Origin of the sequence: Kaistella rhinocerotis, from assembly GCF_030243905.1 — a bacterium.
Taxonomy (GTDB): domain Bacteria; phylum Bacteroidota; class Bacteroidia; order Flavobacteriales; family Weeksellaceae; genus Kaistella; species Kaistella rhinocerotis.
On sequence record NZ_JASSYY010000001.1, the window covers coordinates 307,570 to 324,305 of the forward strand.

The 16,736-nt window shown below is 42.7% G+C and carries 17 protein-coding genes; 11 read left to right on the forward strand and 6 right to left on the reverse strand.

The window, feature by feature from the left end; translation table 11 throughout:
• Window positions 1-16: 16 nt before the first annotated feature.
• Window positions 17-2,647, forward strand: coding sequence for a cyanophycin synthetase (gene cphA / locus QEP06_RS01410; protein ID WP_285268751.1), 2,631 nt, complete (start codon window positions 17-19; stop codon window positions 2,645-2,647).
• A gap of 42 nt (window positions 2,648-2,689) precedes the next feature.
• On the opposite strand, the gene QEP06_RS01415 is transcribed toward cphA, so the two are convergent.
• Entirely contained in the window at window positions 2,690-3,673 is a 984-nt protein-coding gene (locus QEP06_RS01415) for a hypothetical protein (RefSeq protein ID WP_285268752.1), read from the reverse strand.
• A 124-nt stretch (window positions 3,674-3,797) separates the two neighbouring features.
• Here QEP06_RS01415 and dnaX point away from each other — a divergent pair, with 124 nt between their 5' ends.
• The 5 genes from dnaX to QEP06_RS01440 all read left to right on the forward strand — a co-directional run bounded on the left by dnaX (window position 3,798) and on the right by QEP06_RS01440 (window position 8,123).
• Window positions 3,798-4,883 (forward strand): DNA polymerase III subunit gamma/tau, encoded by a 1,086-nt coding sequence (dnaX, locus tag QEP06_RS01420; protein ID WP_285268753.1) that lies wholly within the window; start codon window positions 3,798-3,800, stop codon window positions 4,881-4,883.
• A 167-nt stretch (window positions 4,884-5,050) separates the two neighbouring features.
• Entirely contained in the window at window positions 5,051-5,479 is a 429-nt protein-coding gene (locus QEP06_RS01425) for a hypothetical protein (protein ID WP_285268754.1), read from the forward strand.
• A gap of 32 nt (window positions 5,480-5,511) precedes the next feature.
• Window positions 5,512-6,579 carry a chorismate mutase gene (locus QEP06_RS01430; RefSeq protein WP_251833430.1) on the forward strand — a complete coding sequence of 356 codons (1,068 nt, stop codon included), beginning with the start codon at window positions 5,512-5,514 and terminating at the stop codon, window positions 6,577-6,579.
• An 18-nt stretch (window positions 6,580-6,597) separates the two neighbouring features.
• Window positions 6,598-7,527 (forward strand): ribosome small subunit-dependent GTPase A, encoded by a 930-nt coding sequence (gene rsgA, locus QEP06_RS01435; protein WP_251833429.1) that lies wholly within the window; start codon window positions 6,598-6,600, stop codon window positions 7,525-7,527.
• 176 nt (window positions 7,528-7,703) lie between these two features.
• Entirely contained in the window at window positions 7,704-8,123 is a 420-nt protein-coding gene (locus QEP06_RS01440) for a nucleoside-diphosphate kinase (protein WP_285268755.1), read from the forward strand.
• Window positions 8,124-8,193: 70 nt separating this feature from the next.
• Here the strand turns inward: QEP06_RS01440 and rpe are convergent, their stop codons facing one another.
• On the reverse strand, window positions 8,194-8,844 hold the full coding sequence (gene rpe, locus QEP06_RS01445) for a ribulose-phosphate 3-epimerase (RefSeq protein WP_285268756.1): 651 nt from the start codon (window positions 8,842-8,844) through the stop codon (window positions 8,194-8,196).
• Window positions 8,845-8,881: 37 nt separating this feature from the next.
• Complete coding sequence (locus QEP06_RS01450; protein WP_285268757.1) at window positions 8,882-9,958, reverse strand: M42 family metallopeptidase; 1,077 nt, start codon at window positions 9,956-9,958, stop codon at window positions 8,882-8,884.
• Window positions 9,959-10,012: 54 nt separating this feature from the next.
• Between QEP06_RS01450 and QEP06_RS01455 the strand changes: the two genes are divergently transcribed.
• A complete protein-coding gene (locus QEP06_RS01455; RefSeq protein ID WP_285268758.1) occupies window positions 10,013-10,720 on the forward strand; it encodes a DUF4294 domain-containing protein in 708 nt (235 codons plus the stop codon).
• Window positions 10,721-10,729: 9 nt separating this feature from the next.
• The gene (locus QEP06_RS01460) at window positions 10,730-11,521 is read left to right on the forward strand and encodes a S1/P1 nuclease (protein ID WP_285268759.1); all 792 of its coding nucleotides are present in this window, start codon (window positions 10,730-10,732) and stop codon (window positions 11,519-11,521) included.
• Here the strand turns inward: QEP06_RS01460 and QEP06_RS01465 are convergent.
• Both QEP06_RS01465 and mnmC2 read right to left on the reverse strand, forming a co-directional pair.
• Complete coding sequence (locus QEP06_RS01465) at window positions 11,516-11,932, reverse strand: NUDIX hydrolase (protein WP_285268760.1); 417 nt, start codon at window positions 11,930-11,932, stop codon at window positions 11,516-11,518. The two genes, QEP06_RS01460 and QEP06_RS01465, sit on opposite strands and share 6 nt — an antisense overlap.
• Before the next feature lie 37 nt (window positions 11,933-11,969).
• Window positions 11,970-12,659 (reverse strand): tRNA (5-methylaminomethyl-2-thiouridine)(34)-methyltransferase MnmC2, encoded by a 690-nt coding sequence (mnmC2, locus tag QEP06_RS01470; RefSeq protein WP_285268761.1) that lies wholly within the window; start codon window positions 12,657-12,659, stop codon window positions 11,970-11,972.
• 84 nt (window positions 12,660-12,743) lie between these two features.
• Here mnmC2 and QEP06_RS01475 point away from each other — a divergent pair, with 84 nt between their 5' ends.
• The 3 genes from QEP06_RS01475 (at window position 12,744) to QEP06_RS01485 (ending at window position 15,552) form a co-directional block, all read left to right on the forward strand.
• Complete coding sequence (locus tag QEP06_RS01475; RefSeq protein ID WP_285268762.1) at window positions 12,744-13,817, forward strand: branched-chain amino acid aminotransferase; 1,074 nt, start codon at window positions 12,744-12,746, stop codon at window positions 13,815-13,817.
• A 90-nt stretch (window positions 13,818-13,907) separates the two neighbouring features.
• Complete coding sequence (locus tag QEP06_RS01480; protein WP_285268763.1) at window positions 13,908-14,417, forward strand: FKBP-type peptidyl-prolyl cis-trans isomerase; 510 nt, start codon at window positions 13,908-13,910, stop codon at window positions 14,415-14,417.
• Window positions 14,418-14,499: 82 nt separating this feature from the next.
• Window positions 14,500-15,552: a peptidylprolyl isomerase gene (locus QEP06_RS01485; RefSeq protein ID WP_285268764.1), complete on the forward strand. Its 1,053-nt coding sequence runs from the start codon at window positions 14,500-14,502 to the stop codon at window positions 15,550-15,552.
• A gap of 322 nt (window positions 15,553-15,874) precedes the next feature.
• Here QEP06_RS01485 and QEP06_RS01490 read toward each other — a convergent pair whose 3' ends face one another.
• Complete coding sequence (locus tag QEP06_RS01490; protein ID WP_251833418.1) at window positions 15,875-16,702, reverse strand: ion transporter; 828 nt, start codon at window positions 16,700-16,702, stop codon at window positions 15,875-15,877.
• Window positions 16,703-16,736 lie beyond the last annotated feature (34 nt).

The following is a 16,736-nucleotide window of genomic DNA, read 5'->3' on the forward strand; positions in this document are numbered from 1 at the left end:
ATCACATCAATAAACTATGAAAATTGAAAAAATACAGGTTTTAAAAGGACCGAATATCTGGAGCATCCGACGAAAAAAACTGATTCAGATGAGATTGGATCTGGAAGAACTTGAACATTTACCTACCAATAAGATCGACGGTTTTCGCGAAAGGCTGGAGCAGCTTATCCCTTCACTAGTCACACACAGATGTTCAGAAGGCGTACATGGAGGCTTTTTTCAGCGTGTAGAGATGGGAACTTGGATGGGCCATGTCATTGAACACATTGCACTTGAAATTCAGACGCTGGCGGGTATGGACACAGGCTTTGGACGAACACGCGAAACGAAAACACCTGGCGTTTACAATGTGGTTTTCAGTTATTTGGAAGCCAATTGTGGCGTGTACGCGGCAGAACAGTCGGTGGAACTTGTACGATATCTGATTGACGGTAGACAGTACGATATTGAAGATTGCATCCAGCAGCTCAAGGAAATACGTGAACAGGAAAGGTTAGGTCCTTCTACCGGAAGTATTGTAGAAGAAGCGGTCTCCAGAAATATTCCGTGGATACGTCTCGGCCGTAATTCGTTGGTCCAATTAGGGTACGGCGTAAACCAACAGCGCTTTCAGGCGACCATAACCGGGAAAACCAGTTCTATTGCGGTTGAAATGGCCTGTAATAAAGAACTGACAAAAAAAATGCTCGATGACAACGCGATTCCTGTGCCGATGGGAGAACTTGTCACCGAGCCTGAAGACCTGGATAAAGTAATTCGCAAGATAGGATATCCGATTGTTTTGAAACCCCTGGACGGCAACCATGGAAAAGGATCTTCGATCAATGTTAATGATTGGGAAACTGCACTTATTGGACTACAACACGCCCAAAATTACTCGCGTAAGGTAATTGTAGAAAAATATATTTCCGGCTATGATTTCCGTGTGCTTGTGATCAATCATAAAATGGTGGCGGCAGCCAGAAGGGTTCCGGCTCATGTAGTGGGCGACGGTGTGCAGAATATCCAGCAACTTATCGATATCGAAAACCAGGACAGCAGAAGAGGTTACGGACACGAAAATGTGCTTACCGAAATATTGGTGGATAAAGACACCAACGAACTGCTTGAAAAACTGAATTACAGCCTTGAGACTGTGCCTCAAAAAGGTGAAGTGGTCTATTTAAAATCCACGGCCAATCTCTCCACCGGCGGCACTTCTATAGATGTGACCGATATGGTGCATCCCGAAAATGTCACCATGTGCGAACGGATCTCGAAAATCATAGGTCTGGATGTTTGCGGTGTCGACATCATGGCTCAAAACCTTACACAACCTTTAAAAGAAAGCGGCGGTGCAATCATCGAAGTAAACGCAGCGCCCGGTTTCAGGATGCATTTGGCTCCAAGTGAGGGCTTGCCCCGAAATGTGGCCGCGCCCGTTGTAGATATGCTTTATCCGCAGGGAAAACCGTTCAGAATTCCCATCATTGCAGTGACGGGAACGAACGGAAAGACGACAACAACGCGTCTTATTGCACATATCGTAAAAAACAATGGGTTCCGTGTAGGTTTCACCACTTCAGACGGAATCTACATCCAGAATACAATGCTTACGAAAGGAGATACCACCGGGCCAATCTCTGCTGAGTTTATCTTAAAAGACCCCACTGTGGAATTTGCAGTCCTCGAAACTGCGCGTGGGGGGATTTTGCGCTCCGGTCTTGGCTTCAGTTCCTGTGACATTGGGGTTTTGACGAATATCAAAGAAGATCATTTAGGAATGAATGATATTCACAACCTTCGTGATCTCACCAAAGTAAAAAGGGTAGTGCTGGATGCAGTTAAAAAAGGGGGCTGGAGCGTCTTGAATGCAGATGATGCCTATTCTATGCGTCTGATGCCGGACCTTGATTCGAAAATTGCCATTTTCAGCCTTGATGAAAACAATGAACACATCCTGAAATTCGCGAAAGAAGGCAAGATCACATGCGTTTATGAGGAAGGGTTCATCACCATCAAGAAAGGTGACTGGAAAATTCGTGTCGTAAAAGCCCGCAATGTGCCGATCACCATGGAAGGAAAGGCTCGCTTCATGATTTCGAACGTGCTTGCGGCAACCTTAGCAACATATCTGCACGGGTTTGAGATAGAAGATATTGCAAACTCACTCCGCACGCTGATACCAAGCGCTGCACTGACTCCCGGACGTCTGAATTTGTTTAAATTTAAGAAATTCCACGTGCTGATCGATTTTGCGCACAATCCGGCGGGGTACGAAGCTATTGAAGATTATCTTAAAAATGTGGATTCACCAAAGAAAATCGGGATTATCTCCGGCGTCGGTGACCGGCGTGATGAAGATATCCGGGAATGTGGAAAAATCGCGGGAAGAATGTTTGACCATATCATCATCCGCAACGAAAAACATCTGCGCGGACGAACTGAAGAGGAAATAAATAGCCTTGTAATCACCGGTATCCATGAATCGGGACGTGATGTGAGCTACGAAATTATTCCAAAGGAAACAGATGCACTTAAACATGCAATCAGTTTAGCTGAAGAAAATACCTTCATAATTGCCCTTAGCGATGTTATTTCAAATGCGATTGAACTCGTGCAGGAATACCAGATCAAGGAACTACAGGAGGACGGTAAAATACTTTAAATACAAAAATGAAATTCCCTCAAAAGTTTGAGGGAATTTTTTCTAATACGGTAACTTGATGTTCTCAGGATTTACAAAATCACCTGAGTACGGATTTTCGAGAAAACTTAGGAAAGGCTTACGAAATGTGATGATGTCTTCGCGCTGAATTCCGTAGACAGACCAATAGTTGGAAAGCAGTTGTGCAAACATATCCTGGTCCCAAAATCCAAATAGCGGCCGTGACGCATCAGCAACAACCGGTAGTGCTTCAATCTTAATCCCGTTGTCTGTACGCAGGATCTTATACTCTGGTTTGTACTGCAGCAGATAATCTGAATAGTGAAAACGCGCGTAAAGTTCCTCAAACTGAATCGGATGAAGTATGTGACCTTTCATTTTTTCGAGGATTTCCTGCTGGCATTCGCCGATGATGCCATTGTCTTGTAGGCATGCAATGAAACCAAAACCGTTCACACCAAACTGGAAGAGAAGGTTGATCGCATCATCGCGGTAACTTAGGATATCTGCCGAATATTTCAGGGGAAATACAGTGATTGACCACGGTTTCCGGTCTGAAAATGTAACCGGCTCAGTAATCGACTGTATCATCAAATGAAAGTTCCCGAATCTTTCGCGGAGCATCGGAGAAAGGTCGAATGTCTGACCAACACTTAATACACGGTTGCTTTCGTACTGCATCTCGTGATAGAGCAGGCCGTAAACGATTCGGCTCGTCCAGAGAAAAATCAAATGCTCATCCAGTGCGGCCATTCCATCGTAGCCCTTTTTGTAGGCTTCATATATTTTTTGGTCTAAATTTACAAAAGCATCTTTTACGCGCTGCGTGCACGGCAATTTCAGGTCGGCATACACGTATGATTTTGATTTATCCATCATTTCGATGCGGTCCTGGCCTATTTTGAAATGATCCATCAGCCATTCTGGAAAGACCGTCATGCTTTCGGTCGTGAGATCACCGGTAAGAAAACAGAATTGTTCTCCAAATATCAATTCTTCAAAAGGATTAAAAAGTGTAAGTGCCATAAGTCTGAATGCCGGTTTTTCGGCGCTGCAAAGATAAGCATATCGCGCTATCCGGGAGTTGTTGCGCTATAATAAAGTAAAAAAAGCTATTTTATCTTCCCAATTATTTGCCTATTTTTGACCGATGGAAAATTTCGTGGTTTCAGCAAGAAAATACCGTCCGCAGGAGTTTGATACTGTGGTGGGACAGTCGCATATCACTGATACGCTGGAGCACGCCATTCAGGAAAACCAGCTCGCGCAGGCACTGCTTTTTTGCGGTCCGCGTGGCGTGGGAAAAACTACCTGCGCGCGGATTTTGGCCAGAAAAATCAATGAGCGCGACGGTTCTACGTCGGAAGATGGCTTTTCTTACAATATTTTTGAACTTGATGCCGCTTCAAACAACGGTGTAGATGAAATCCGCGAACTTACTGATCAGGTTCGTTTCGCACCGCAGGTCGGCAAGTACAAGATCTACATCATTGATGAGGTTCACATGCTTTCCTCAGCTGCTTTCAATGCTTTTTTAAAGACGCTTGAAGAACCGCCGGCGCATGCCATCTTCATTTTGGCTACTACCGAAAAGCACAAAATCATCCCGACAATCCTTTCGCGATGCCAGATTTATGATTTCAAAAGAATCACGATCGAAGATATCCAACTGCAATTGAAAAAGATAGCGGATAAGGAAGGAATCGCGTACGAAGACGATGCGCTTTATATGGTAGCCCAAAAAGCCGACGGCGCCATGCGTGACGCACTTTCGATATTTGACAGGCTGTCTACCTTCACGCAGAAAAACATTACTTTGGCCAAAGCGGCGGAAGTACTGAATATCTTAGATTACGACCAATATCTGAATATCGTCGATCTTGCACACGAAAACAGGATTTCCGAAATACTTTCAGCGTTTAATGAGATTGTGAAAAAAGGCTTCGATTCTCACATTTTCATTGCGGGGCTTGGAAACCATTTCCGCGACCTGATGATGGCCCAGAATACGAATACTTTAAATTTAATAGAAGTCGGCGAAACCACAAAGACGAAATATGCCGCGCAAAGCAAAAAGTGGAGTGCGCAACTTCTGATAGACGCCATTGAAATCTGTAATCACGCAGACATCAATTATAAAAATTCAAAAAACCCACGGCTTACCGTCGAAATTGCGCTCATGCAACTTGCCTCGCTTACGGCAAACGGCAGTGCAGATAAAAAAAAAAGTATCTGATTTTAGCACCGCAGGCTAATCCTGAACCTGTAGTTGCCAAGATTTCCGTAGAAAAACCTGTTGCTGTAGCGCCCGTGCCGACCGAACCGGAAACCGGGCCAGTCATTGCAAAAACTTCCGAACCATTATTAGCGAAAAAAGCGCCATCCCGTTACAGCATTACGGCGATGCTTGAAAAATCGGAAGAAAAAGCCGAAATAGTTGCGGAAAAACCTCAGGAAAAACTGCCGAGCAATCACTTTACCGATACTGATCTTCAGCAGGAGTGGCAAAAGTTCCTGCAAAACCTGCAGAGCGACGATGTGATTGTTTTTAATGCAATCAGCTCATTCCGGCTTCGGAAAAAGGATGAAGATATCATTGAAATCACCTATCCGTCAGATTCTGCGAAGAGTGAGTTCGAGAAGGTGCGCGCAGATTTCTTCAACCATTTCATGCATAAGGTGAATCATTACAACATAAAAATAGAATACAGAAACGACGTCACGCTCAAAAAAGAAATCGTGACCAAGCGGATGCTTTTCGATAAATTAGCGGCGATAAATCCTGTTTTAAATGAACTTGACGAATTATTTAAATTTGACTTTAATTCTTAAGTACAGGAAACGTCAGAAATCAAGAATAAAGAATGGATCTAAAAAATATTGAAAACAAGTGGGTTCACCAATTTGCCAAACCCATCATCATAGCCGGCCCGTGCAGCGCCGAGAGCGAAAGCCAAATGCTGGAAACGGCCAGACGCATCAAAGAATCGGGTGCTGACGTGCCGATTTTTCGCGCTGGAATCTGGAAACCACGCACGAAGCCGAACGGCTTTGAAGGCGTTGGCGTAATCGGTCTCAACTGGCTTAAAAAAGTAAAGGAAGAATACGGTTTCCGTACCGCGACTGAAGTTGCGAACGCGCATCACGTGGAGGCTGCACTCGCGGCGGATGTCGATATTTTGTGGATTGGAGCCCGTTCTACAGTAAATCCTTTCACTGTGCAGGAAATTGCAGAAGCATTGAACGGAACGCAAAAACCAGTTTTCGTAAAAAATCCGGTGAACCCTGATTTAGCATTGTGGATTGGCGCACTGGAAAGGCTTTTGAGCCAGAATGTGCAGAATCTCGGTGTCATTCACCGCGGTTTTTCAACCTATCGAAAGACGAAATACCGGAATATTCCGAACTGGCAGATTGCACTGGATTTCCGGCAGGAATTCCCGAATATTCCGATGCTTGTAGATCCGTCGCATATCTGTGGAAACCGAACCGGTCTGGCTGGCGTAGCGCAGGAGGCGTTCAATGTTGGTTATGAAGGTATGATCATCGAAACGCACTGCAACCCTGATGAGGCTTGGAGCGATGCGTCGCAGCAGATTACGCCTGAGGTTTTGGCTGATATTATTTCAAATCTGCAGATCAGGAACTCTGATATTTCAGCATTTGATGATGAAATGGACAGGCACAGAACACTGATTTCCGACCTTGATTTCCAATTGATTGAGTTGCTGTCGCACCGCATGAAAATTTCGGAAAAGATCGGGACCTTGAAAAAAGACAACAACATTGCGATCTTCCAACCTGAACGCTGGAAAATCATTTCGGAATACGCGCAGCAAAAAGCTGACGAAACAGGAATGTCATCAGAATTTATAGAGAAAGTCTTCAAAGCGATACATGAAGAATCAATTGAAGTTCAAAACAGTCTTTAAATTTGAAAAAATAACGGTTTGAAAGGACTTATCACTAAATCTACCGGCAGCTGGTACCAGGTTTTAGACTCGGAAAAGGGCCAGTTTTATGAAGCGCGGATCCGTGGCAAATTTAAGCTCATAAAAACAAGGCTTACGAATCCTCTGGCCGTAGGTGATATGGTAGAATTTTCTTTGGAGCAGGATGATGTCGCGTGGATCACGCACATTACGCCGCGAAAAAACTACCTGATCCGCAAATCTGTAAATCTCTCGAAAGAAGCGCATATCATTGCCTCTAATATTGATATAGCATGCTTTATCTATACGCTGAAATTTCCGGAAACTTCCTTAGGTTTCCTTGACCGTTTCCTGGCATGTTGTGAAGCGTACAATATCAAACCGCTCATCCTTATCAATAAAATGGATACGCTGAGTGACGAAGAAACGGAACTGGTGCGTTATGTCGAGTCGCTCTATAAAGAAATCGGCTACGATACTTTAGAAATTTCTTCTTATTCTAAACTGAACCTGGACCAGCTTCAGGATTTGATCAAAAACAAAGTTTCGGTATTTTTCGGTCATTCGGGCAGCGGGAAATCTACGTTGGTAAACGCTCTGCAGCCGGATTTAAACCTTAAAACATCCGAGATATCAACCTCTGTTCTTAAAGGCAAACATACCACTACATTTGCCCAAATGCATTTCTGGGATTTTGGCGGAAGCGTGATCGATACACCAGGGGTGCGGGAGTTTGCGATGATTGATGTAGAGAAAGCCGAAATCCAGCATTACTTTCCTGAGATATTTTCCGTTGGCAGAGGCTGCAAGTATCACAACTGTATGCACATCAATGAGCCTAAATGTGCGGTGATCAAATCACTTGAAGAGGGCGGAAGGATAGAAGAAAGCCGCTACAACACCTACCTGAAACTGATGGAGGAAGCCGAAGAAAATTCGCTTCCATAAAAAACCCAGCCGAAGCTGGGTAAAAACTAATAACCATGAAAACTCAAATTAAACATGAGAATCGAAGTGTTATTCACAACTTCTGTGCCAAAATGAATTTAGCTCTCTAGAAAATGAATTTACGGTGCAAATATATAAAACTTTTTGTACTTTTGCGCCACATTAAAATACGATATATGTCAGGTAAAATTACGTTCACTATGATCAAGCCAGATGCAGTTGCAGCTGGTCACATTGGTGCTATTTTAGGGAAAATCTCGGAAGCAGGTTTCAAGATCAAAGCTTTAAAACTTACTCAACTTACAGTTGCTGATGCGCAGAAATTCTACGAAGTTCATGCAGAAAGACCTTTTTATGGTGAACTTGTGGAGTTCATGAGCAGCGGACCTATCGTTGCGGCGGTTCTTGAAAAAGATAACGCAGTAGCAGATTTCCGTACACTTATTGGAGCAACGAACCCGGCCGAAGCTGCGGAAGGAACCATCAGAAAAATGTTTGCGAGAAGTGTTGGTGAGAATGCCGTACACGGTTCAGATTCTGATGAGAATGCATTGATCGAAGCTAATTTCCATTTTTCAGGAAGAGAAATTTTCTAATTTCTTAACTGAAATATTTAAATATAAAAAGCCCCGCATGCGGGACTTTTTTGTTTTCGGACTGGATGTCTTAAATTTTTAGAAGTTCAATGGTCCGTTCAGGACTGTCGGATGAAAAGACTGCGTTTCCCGCAACTAGAACATCCGCGCCGGCTTCGAAAAGTTTGCCGGCATTATCCAGATTCACGCCGCCATCTACTTCAATCAGTGCTGTGGAATTATTGGAAAGAATCAAATCCTTAGTCTCCGCAATTTTCTTGTAAGTATTTTCAATGAATTTCTGCCCGCCAAAACCCGGATTCACGCTCATCAGCAATACCAAATCCACTTCTGCGATGATATCTTCGAGCATCAGGACCGGCGTGGCAGGATTGAGCACTACACCCGCTTTCGCTCCCTTTTCCTGTATGAGCGCGATGGTGCGGTGAAGATGAGTACACGCTTCGTAATGAACGGAAACCAAATCTGCACCCGCAGAGATAAATTCCTCGGCATATTTTTCAGGCTCCACAATCATCAAATGCACGTCCACAAATTTCTGCGCGTGTTGCTGAACGGTTTTCATCACAGGAAATCCAAATGAAATATTGGGTACGAAACGGCCGTCCATTACGTCGATGTGAAGCCAGTCTGCTTGCGAGTTGTTGAGCATTTCTATGTCGCGCTGCAGATTTCCGAAATCGGCTGACAGGAGGGAAGGAGCGATGAGTTTGGTTTTCATGAATTTATATTTAAAACGGAATCGGTTTTAAGGAATTTTAGTGATATTTTAGATTCATTCCGGGCTCGATTTTCAGCAAAGTTTCGTACATAAGATTGATGACATGTTGTACGTCTTCCTTGGAAACCATCTCCACAGTGGTATGCATATAACGTAACGGAAGTGAGATCAGTGCAGAAGGAACACCGCCGTTTGAGTGCGCAAACGCATCTGTATCTGTTCCGGTTGCACGGCTTGCCGCCGCCCGCTGAAACGGTATATCTTTCTCTTTGGCTGTCTCCACGATGAGGGAGCGAATGGTGTGATGAACGCTGGGCGCAAAGAAAATTACAGGTCCGGCACCACATTTTTGGTCGCCTTCCTTCTTTTTCTCGATCATCGGCGTGCCTGTGTCGTGTGTCACATCGGTGACAATGGCGATGTTCGGTTTTATCGTGTCAGCGATCATATCAGCGCCATAAAGACCTACCTCTTCCTGCACAGAATTGGTAATGTAGAGACCATACGGCAACTGCTTTTGGTTTTCTTTAAGCATTCTTGCAGCTTCGGCAATCATGTAGCCGCCGATACGGTTGTCCAGGGCGCGGCACACATAATATCGGTCGTTCAGTTCGAAAAATTCGTCAGGATAGGTGATCATGCAGCCAACAAATATTCCCAAATCTTCTACTTCCTGCTTGGAGATGGCGCCGCAATCAATGAATATATTTTCGAGTTTCGGGACGGGTTCATCTGAACTTATGCCGCGCGTATGTATCGCCGGCCAGCCGAAAACTCCCTTAACAACACCTTTTTCGCCGTGGATTTGAACAACCTTCGACGGAGCGATCATTTGGTCTGAGCCACCATTCCTGATCACATATATCAAACCTTCATCCGTGATATAATTCACGTACCACGAGATTTCATCAGCGTGCGCCTCGATGACCACCTTGAATTCGGCTTCGGGATTGATAATACCGTAACATGTTCCATAATGATCAAATTCCACTTTGTCCACAAATGGAGCCACATAATCCATCCAGATTTTTTGGCCACCATGCTCGTAACCGGTTGGTGATGCGGTATTTAAATATTTTTTTAAAAAGTTTAAAGACTTATTTTCGTCAGCCATTATATTAGGTATGAAATTTGATGTAAAAGCCTGATTTTATACGACGTAAAAATAATGAATTTAAATAAACTGGTGGCAGTATCCGCTGTGTTTTGCTTCAGTTTAATGAGTGCCCAAAAGGACACCGTACTTATTGCAAAACCAATTAGCCAATACCCGCCCGAGCTTTTGAAGACTGACGAACTGGGAAATAAATATTACTACGACGAAGCTCAAAAAGCCAAAATATACGAGATTGACGGTGAAAATGTGGTTGTAATGGACGAACTCATTTTGCTGAATAAACCCAGGTTTAATAACCAACTCGATCAAAACTATTATTACTTTCTCAACAAGAAACTCAATCGTGTTTATCCACTTTTTCTTACGGCACTGGACCAGTATCAGGGCATTCAACAGGAAATAAAGGGTCTTAGCCGCGCCGAACAGAAAAAATACGTAAGTTCGCAGCAGAAATTGCTGGCAGATCAGTATGAAAAGCAGCTACGCGACCTGACGACGACGGAAGGGAAAGTTTTTGCTAAACTGATGTACCGTGCGACCGGCAAGACAGTCTTTGAGATTATCAAGGAACTGCGTGGCGGCTGGAGTGCTTTCTGGTGGAATGTGAAAGGAAATATTGCAGATATTGAACTGAAAGAGCCTTACGATCCGTACCGAAACCGCACCGACGAGTTTTTGGAATCGCTTCTTCAAAGCAACTGGAATTCCGGATATCTGCAGCCATACCCGGGTCACCGTGATTTCAAAATAAAGAAATAAGATTTTTTAATGAACAGATTTTTCAACAGACTGATATTGGCCGGCGGGCTCATTATCTCAGGTTTTATGTACTCTTATGGCGTTACCGGTCACCGGATAGTTGCCGAAATTGCCGAACGGAATCTAACACGGAAAGCAAAGAAAAATTTAAAGAAAATCATTGGCGACCAGAAATTGGCTTATTGGGCAAACTGGCCTGATTTTATAAAAGCTGACACCACGGGAACGTGGAAACATTCCGAGGTTTGGCATTATGTAAATGTAAATTCGCAGCCAAACGCTAAAATGTTCTCTGACAGTCTTCAGGCACAGAAAGGTCCGAATCTTTATACGGAGATCAAAGCACTTTCAACAAAAATCAAAGACAAGAGTACGCCGCAAAGCGAGCGCGAGATTGCGTTGCGCTTTCTTATTCATATGGTAGGAGATTCTTCCCAGCCACTACATGTGGGTCGCGCCGAAGATTTGGGTGGAAATACGATTAAGATTAAATTCTTCGGAGATAATACCAATCTACATTCGCTGTGGGATTCTAAACTGATCGATTTCCAGAAATACAGTTACGAGGAGTATGCCACTGTGTTGAATGTAAAATCTAAAAAAGAAATCGAGCAGATCCAAAGCGGAACACTTGAAGATTGGTTCTATGACAGCCAGAAAATGGCGGATACAATCTATGCAAATACGGTAGCCGGAGCCGCTTATTCCTACGATTACAACTATAAATTTGCGCAAACTATGGAGCGCCAGTTGTTGCATGGAGGATTAAGGCTTGCAAAAATCCTGAATGAAATTTTATAGGAATCTTTCACAAAGTTTTTCGTAGGCGATCCTGTCAACCGGTAGTACGAAAGGGTTTTGGGCGGCATTTATTGGAAGCCACTCGGTTTTTTCGATGCACGGATCCATGATCAAGAATTCAGTTTCATCAGCAATTTCTACGATGTAATAAATGGTAAGTAGTTGCTCGTTTTCGCGAAAACGGGAGGCCACGAAATCTTCCTGCGTGTAAAGATGACTTAAGATATTGATCTTTACATTTAATTCTTCTTCAAATTCGCGTCGGAGACAATCGGTAACACCTTCGCCGAGCTCCAGTCCACCACCAGGCAGTTTCAAAAGATTTTGGCCTACATATTCTTCATGTAGTACCAGCACTTTTCCGTCTTTTACCGCGGCGCCATATACGCGGACATTTAGTTTTTCGGTCATTGGTTTAAATTACAGAACATTCCAAAGTTAATAAAATTTAGGATGCAGGTTCGCTTGCTTTCCAGGCGATCATCATTTCACGTTTTCCCGGTGGTCCGGGGCGTTTTTCTACTTTAAAACCGAGTTCTTTAAGAATCCGCCGAACGCTGCCTTTGGAAGAATAAGTTGTGAAAAGTGCACCCATTCCCATTTTATCAGCTACCATTTCTAAGAGAGGTTGCTCCCAAAGATCCGGTTGTACACGGGCGCCAAAACAATCGAAGTAGACGAGATCGATACTTGGCATTGGGATGTTTTCAATTTCAAAAAAATCGCATTTAAATTTCGTTAAATAAAAATCAGGGACTATTTCCACTTTTTTTTCCCACTCGCATGCATGAATTTTAGCATTAAGGTCTGCTATTTTTTCCTCATCGAAAAGACTCTCATATGCAAGTTCTGTAATTTCGGCTTGCTTTACGGGATATTTCTCTAATGTATAATAATGAATAACATGACATTTGTCATTTCTTAAAAATTCATTTAATGTTACCAAAACGTTAAGTCCTGTGCCAAAACCAAGTTCCAAAATATGAATTTCGTAATGTTGTGACAAATTTAACCCATTATTGATAAAGACGTGACGCGCTTCCTGCAACGCACCGTGACCGGAATGGTAGTTTTCATTTAAATCCTTTATTAGCAGTGTTTTACTGCCATCTTTGGTAGTTGTTACAATCCGTTCCATGCTAAATTTTTTCAAAAATACTTTAAAACTTTTATATTTAGAAAATTATGTTAAATTTGTAGAACATCAATAAAATTTTTTAATATGATAATTCAAAAATCTGCAACTCCCCGGATTGCAACCTTTGATCCACAAAATTTCTCTTTTGGCGATACGTTTACGGATCATATGATCATCTGCGAGTATGAGAATGGCAAATGGGGTGATGTGAAGCTTATTCCGTATGGTCCGCTGCCTTTTACACCAGCAATGATGGGGCTGAACTATGGTCAGGCATGTTTCGAGGGAATGAAGGCTTATAAAGATGATGAAGGCGAAGTTTTTCTTTTCAGACCTGAAAAGAATTTTGAAAGAATAAATAAATCTGCATCTAGATTGGCGATGCCGGAAGTTACCGAAGAAATGTTTCTTGGCGGCCTGAAAGCACTTGTAGATATGGATCGGGAGTGGATTCCGCAGGGAGTAGGGACTTCTTTATATATCCGCCCGCTTATTTTTGCAACAGAAGAGGTATTGAAAGCAAGAATTTCAAATAAATACATGTTCGCGATTGTTGCGACACCTGCAAAAAGTTACTATACTGAACCGGTTTCTGTACTCATTTCAGATTTTTACTCACGTGCGGCAAGCGGCGGTGTAGGTTCTGCAAAAGCAGCTGGGAATTATGCAGCATCTTTCTATCCGACTCAGTTGGCAAACCAACAGGGCTATGAGCAGGTGATCTGGACAGACGATTCCACACACGAATATTTCGAAGAAAGTGGAACGATGAATGTCTTCGTACGAATCAATGATACCATTTATACTCCTCCTACATCGGAAAAAATTCTTGATGGCGTTACGCGTGACAGTTTTATCCATTTGGCGAAAAGACGTGGCATTGATGTGAGAATTGAGCCTGTATCTGTGAAAAAAGTGATCGAGGCGCAGAAAGATGGTAGTCTGAAAGAAGTTTGGGGCGTTGGAACTGCCGTAGTTACGAGTGTTTTCCGTGCGTTGGGTTACAAAGGTGAAAAACTTGAACTTCCAACACTTCCACTTGAAGAAAGCTTCGCGCTTTCACTGCAGCAGGACCTTGTGAATATTCAGAACAATAAATCTGAAGATCCGTTTGGCTGGAGAATGAAAGTCGGTAAAGAAGTTTTGCAGGATGCTTAATTTCTATCAGCGATAAATATATTTGACCGGGAACTTCCCGGTCTTTTTGGTTAAAAGTTTAGCGCGAATTCACTATTTTCGCAAATATTTATGCGCAAAATAATTGTCTTTTCAATACTTGTAGCGGTCGGCTGTGCACAGAAACAGCAGAGTCATCCGCCTGTAGGTGGCTTTCTGAGCGAGAAAGATCTGGAAACTTCAAAAAACCGGGCGAAAAATTTAAATCAAACCGAAAGACTGCAGATTGAAGACTGGATCAAGAGCCAGGATGAAAAGTTTTATCCAATGCCTTTAAACTATTGGGTAAATGTTGAAAACCTGCAGAATAATCCACGGAAAGCTGAGGGTCAGACCATCTCTTATTCTTATGAAATTTTTGATTTTGACCAAGTGAAACTTTCGACAGAGCCGGTGGAGAAAAGGAATGTTCAGTTTGGACGTTTTGAGGAACTGAAAGCCGTAGAAGATGTTTTGAGATATCTGGAACTCGGTGCTTCTGCCACTATTTTGGTGCCTTCGGTGTTGGCTTTTGGCACTTATGGTGACAATAATAATATCCCGAACGACTTGCCGCTAATTATAAAAATCAAAGTATTATAAAAATTTATCCATGTTTAAAAAGAATTTATTAATCGCAATGGCAGCGTTTTCGCTCAGCAGTTGCACACCAATCTATAAAAAAATGAACGTAGAAAAAGAAACTTACGAAGGCTTAAAAGATGGCCTTTACGCTAATTTCCAGACTTCAAAAGGAAATATGATCGTAAAATTTGAAGATCAGAAATCACCGGTTACGGTGGCTAATTTCGTGGGTCTTGCAGAAGGAAAAATCGAAAATAAGTCCAAGACTAAGGGTGTTCCGTTTTATGACGGTACTATTTTTCACCGCGTGATCAAAGATTTCATGATTCAAGGTGGTGATCCGCAGGGAACCGGAATGGGTGATCCCGGCTACAAATTTGAAGATGAAAAAAATGACCTTCAGCACACCGGAAAAGGTATTCTCTCAATGGCAAATTCAGGTCCTAATACCAACGGTTCGCAGTTTTTTATCACTGAGGTTGCAACACCTTGGCTCGACGGAAAACACACCATTTTTGGTAAAGTGGTAAAAGGAGAGGAAGTGATTGATGCTATCGCGAATGTAGAAAAAGGTCCACAGGATAAGCCGCGTACGGATGTTGTTCTGGAAAAAGTTTCTGTATTCTCAAAAGGAGATCAGTACAAAAACTATGATGCTGCGCAGGTTTTTACTGAAGGCAAATCTAAAATTGCTGAAAATAACAAAGCTGCGATGGCAAAGATTGAAGCAGAAAAGAAACGTAAAGAAGAAGAATTCGCAGCAAATCAATTGAAAATGGTAGAAGATATGAAAGCCGGGATGCAGGTGACAGCTTCAGGACTTTACTACAAAATCACGAAAACTACCGACGGCGTTGCGCCAAAGGCCGGTGATGAAGTCGCTGTACATTATGCAGGTCGTTTGGTTGATGGTAGTGAGTTCGATTCATCGTTTAAACGTGATGAGCCGATCACGTTTTCAGTGGGTATTGGCCAGGTCATCAAAGGTTGGGACGAAGGAATTTTACTATTAAAAGAAGGTGAAACCGGAACTTTCCTCATTCCTTCAGAACTTGGATATGGAACAAGAGGAGCTGGCGGCGTGATTCCTCCGAACGCGTGGCTGGTATTTGATGTAGAGCTTGTAAAAGTGAATGCAACTTTAACCAGATAACTCAATAACAATAAAATTATAAAAAGGGAACACTATTTTTTAGTGTTCCTTTTTTTTTGGTTAATTATTTTAGCTTAATTCTTTATTTTTAATTAAAAATACCCAAAAGCATCATATCAATTATGGTGATTTCACGGTACAACCATTTGATTGTTACGGTAAATTTGTACCAGAAGTTTAAGGAAAGCACGGAAGCGAAAAGCAGGTATAATGCGGCAACAGAGACTTAAACTTTGATTAGATTTTACACAAAACAGATAGATGACGATAAACACAAATGACTGAAAAAGGGAAGGTGCATTTCAAAAGAATGCATCTTTTTTTATACTACTTTTTCACCGCAGATTTTGCAGTAGCGCGCGTCATCATCTATATCCTCATTTCCGCAGCGGTTGCAAACTTTCTCCAAATTTTGGCGTTTGTTACGCATTTCAGCCGTCACGATTCCCGTAGGCACTGCAATGATAGAATAACCTGCGAGCATGAGCAAAACGGACAAAAACTTGCCCAGTGGTGTGGCAGGTGAAACATCGCCATAGCCGACGGTAGTAACTGTTACTACTGCCCAGTAAATACTTTGCGGAATACTTTCAAAGCCAGGTCTGTGGCCTTCCACCATGAACATCAGCGAGCCTACAATCACTGAAAAAATTACCAGAAAAAGCAGGAAAATGTAGATTTTGCGTGAGCTGTTTTTCAATGCACGTACGATGAAAGTGCCGTCGTGCATGAAGTCGAGCAGGTTGAGGATCCGGAAAATACGCAGCATCCGCAGCATGCGGATGATCAGGAAATACTTCGTAATAGGGAAGAAAAGACTCAGATAAAAGGGCAAAATCGCCAGAAAATCAATGATTCCGAAAAAGCTGAAGATATAGGCGCGGCGGTTGCGGATCGTGATTATCCGTAAGACATATTCGACGGTGAAAAAGGCGGTTATGATGATCTCCAGGATTACAAATAGCCGGTGAAGTTTCGCGTCGTAAATTTTCACACTTTCCATCATGACGATGAAGGTGCTGAGGAGGATCAGTGTAAGCAGTGTGAGGTCGAACAGTTTTCCGAGCCGCGTATCAGATTTGAAAATGATGCGGAAAACCTTGCGTTTCCAGCGTTTGTTCTCAGAAATAAAATTGTGTTCCTTATCCATATGCCTTTAGGAAATAAATGTAAATAAATAATTC

Bases quoted from the DNA above. Each gene is read 5' to 3' on its own strand.
- QEP06_RS01485 (WP_285268764.1), top strand. From the start codon at position 14,500: ATGAACGTAGAAAAAGAAACTTACGAAGGCTTAAAAGATGGCCTTTAC.
- cphA (WP_285268751.1), top strand. From the start codon at position 17: ATGAAAATTGAAAAAATACAGGTTTTAAAAGGACCGAATATCTGGAGC.
- QEP06_RS01475 (WP_285268762.1), top strand. From the start codon at position 12,744: ATGATAATTCAAAAATCTGCAACTCCCCGGATTGCAACCTTTGATCCA.
- QEP06_RS01450 (WP_285268757.1), bottom strand. From the start codon at position 9,958: ATGGCTGACGAAAATAAGTCTTTAAACTTTTTAAAAAAATATTTAAAT.
- QEP06_RS01440 (WP_285268755.1), top strand. From the start codon at position 7,704: ATGTCAGGTAAAATTACGTTCACTATGATCAAGCCAGATGCAGTTGCA.
- QEP06_RS01415 (WP_285268752.1), bottom strand. From the start codon at position 3,673: ATGGCACTTACACTTTTTAATCCTTTTGAAGAATTGATATTTGGAGAA.
- QEP06_RS01490 (WP_251833418.1), bottom strand. From the start codon at position 16,702: ATGGATAAGGAACACAATTTTATTTCTGAGAACAAACGCTGGAAACGC.
- QEP06_RS01430 (WP_251833430.1), top strand. From the start codon at position 5,512: ATGGATCTAAAAAATATTGAAAACAAGTGGGTTCACCAATTTGCCAAA.
- QEP06_RS01460 (WP_285268759.1), top strand. From the start codon at position 10,730: ATGAACAGATTTTTCAACAGACTGATATTGGCCGGCGGGCTCATTATC.
- QEP06_RS01425 (WP_285268754.1), top strand. From the start codon at position 5,051: ATGCTTGAAAAATCGGAAGAAAAAGCCGAAATAGTTGCGGAAAAACCT.
- QEP06_RS01465 (WP_285268760.1), bottom strand. From the start codon at position 11,932: ATGACCGAAAAACTAAATGTCCGCGTATATGGCGCCGCGGTAAAAGAC.
- rpe (WP_285268756.1), bottom strand. From the start codon at position 8,844: ATGAAAACCAAACTCATCGCTCCTTCCCTCCTGTCAGCCGATTTCGGA.
- QEP06_RS01480 (WP_285268763.1), top strand. From the start codon at position 13,908: ATGCGCAAAATAATTGTCTTTTCAATACTTGTAGCGGTCGGCTGTGCA.
- mnmC2 (WP_285268761.1), bottom strand. From the start codon at position 12,659: ATGGAACGGATTGTAACAACTACCAAAGATGGCAGTAAAACACTGCTA.
- dnaX (WP_285268753.1), top strand. From the start codon at position 3,798: ATGGAAAATTTCGTGGTTTCAGCAAGAAAATACCGTCCGCAGGAGTTT.
- QEP06_RS01455 (WP_285268758.1), top strand. From the start codon at position 10,013: ATGAATTTAAATAAACTGGTGGCAGTATCCGCTGTGTTTTGCTTCAGT.